This is a genomic window from Streptomyces mexicanus (assembly GCF_902506575.1).
Lineage (GTDB): Bacteria > Actinomycetota > Actinomycetes > Streptomycetales > Streptomycetaceae > Streptomyces > Streptomyces mexicanus.
Map to the genome: position 1 here is coordinate 6,782,355 of NZ_LR732544.1, position 1,927 is coordinate 6,784,281.

The window sequence follows — 1,927 nt, forward strand, 5'->3', positions numbered from 1 at the left end:
GGGGGCGGGGGGCGGTGCGGGCCGCGCGGTGCACGGCCCGCACCGTGTGCTCATGGCTTGAAGTCGACGGGCAGGTTCGCGGGACGGGTGCCGGTCGGGGGCACCTGGAGCGTCTTCAGCGCGAACTCCATGACCTGCTTGTAGATCGGGCCGCAGATCTGGCCGCCGAAATAGCTGCCCTTGGTGGCGTTCTGGATGGCGCAGTACACGGTGATGCGGGGGTTGTCGGCCGGTGCGAAGCCGGCGAAGGAGGAGGTGTAGCCGCGGTAGCGGCCGGTGGCCGGATCCACGCGGTTGGCGGTGCCTGTCTTGCCCGCGACGCGGTAGCCGGGGATGCGCGCCTTCAGGCCGGTGCCCTGCTCGTCGTCCACGACGGATTCCAGCATCTGGGCGAGCTGCTTGGCGGTCTTCTCGCTCACGACCCGGGTCTTCTCGGGCTTCGCGGCGGGCGTGAAGTGACCGTCGGGGCCCTTGGTGCCGCGTACCAGGGTCGGCTGGATCCGTACCCCGCCGTTGGCGATCGTGGAGTAGATGGACGCCGCCTGCAGGGCGTTGATGGAGAAGCCCTGGCCGAAGGGGATCGTGTACTGCTGCGAGGTGGACCACTTGTTCGCGGGCGCCAGGATGCCCCGGGTCTCGCCGGGGAAGCCGATGCCGGTGTACTCGCCGATGCCGAACTTGCGCAGGTAGGAGTAGAGCACCTGGTTGGCCTGCGCCTGGGTCCTGCCGAGCTGGCCGGTGGCCAGGATGGTGCCGATGTTGCTGGACTTGGCGAGCACGCCGTTGAGCGTGAGGTACCAGGTGCCGTGGTCGACGTCGTCCTGGAAGAGCCGGTCGCCGCGGTGCAGCCGGTTGGGCACCACGACGTGGGTGAGCGGGGTGGCCGCGTGCTCCTCCAGTACCGCGGCCATGGACATGACCTTGGCGGTGGAGCCTGGCTCGTAGGCGTCCTGGACGGCGGCGTTGCCGAGGGCGGCCGGATCGGCGTGCGCCAGGTCGTTGGGGTCAAAACCGGGCGAGTCGGCCATGGCGAGGATCTCACCGGTCCGGGTGTCCTGCACGATCACGTAGCCGCGGTCCGCCTGGGACTTGCGCACCTGCTCGGTGATGGCGTTCTGCGCGGCCCACTGGATGTCGCGGTCGATGGTCAGCTCGACGTCCGAGCCGGGCACCGCGGGCGTCTCGGTGGAGCCGACGGTGGGCACCTCACGGCCGCCGGACTGGGCGTAGCGGATCTTGCCGGGCTTGCCGGACAGCTGCTTGTCCAGCTGCTGCTCGATGCCGCCGCCGCCCTTGCCGTCGGCGTTGACCCAGCCCAGTATCCCGGCGGCGAGGTCGCCGCCGGGATAGACGCGCTTGCTGCTGGGCTCGGAGAAGACTCCGGCGAGGACGTTGACGGTGGTGCGGTCGGTCTGCGCCTTCTTCGCCAGCGTGGCCTTCAGGTCCTTGATCTGCTTCCACACCTGGGGGGTCTGCCGGCGGGCCAGCAGCACGTACCGGGTGTTCTGGGTGCGCAGCTTCCGGGCGAGCGCGTCCTGGTCCTGGCCGAGGATCGGGGCGAGCAGCGCGGCGGCCTGCTCGGGGCCGTCGCCGATCTTCAGCTGCTCGCGCGTGAACATGGTCGGGTCGGCCGTGATGTCCTCGGCGTCCACGCTGGTGGCCAGGGTGACGCCGTTGCGGTCGGTGATGCCGCCGCGCTCGGCGGCGATGGTGTGCGCCACGTAGCGGTTCTCGTCCGCCTTGGCGGCGTACGCGCTGGCGTCGACGGCCTGCACCTGCAGCAGCCGCACCACGAAGACGAGCATGACCAGCGTCAGCGTCAGGGCGACCATGCGCAGCCGCGGGCGGGGGCTGCCCAGGCGCAGCACGCGCACGGGCGGCGGCCGCCAGGAGGAGTTCGGGCGGCGGGCCGGGCGGGAGCCGGCGC

The 1,927-nt window shown here is 71.2% G+C and carries 1 protein-coding gene; it reads right to left on the minus strand.

Features of this window, described 5'->3' with window-relative positions:
* Nucleotides 1–50: 50 nt before the first annotated feature.
* Nucleotides 51–1,927 (minus strand): peptidoglycan D,D-transpeptidase FtsI family protein (locus tag GV126_RS30315; protein WP_236570182.1); only part of this gene is annotated, 1,877 nt, incomplete at its 5' end.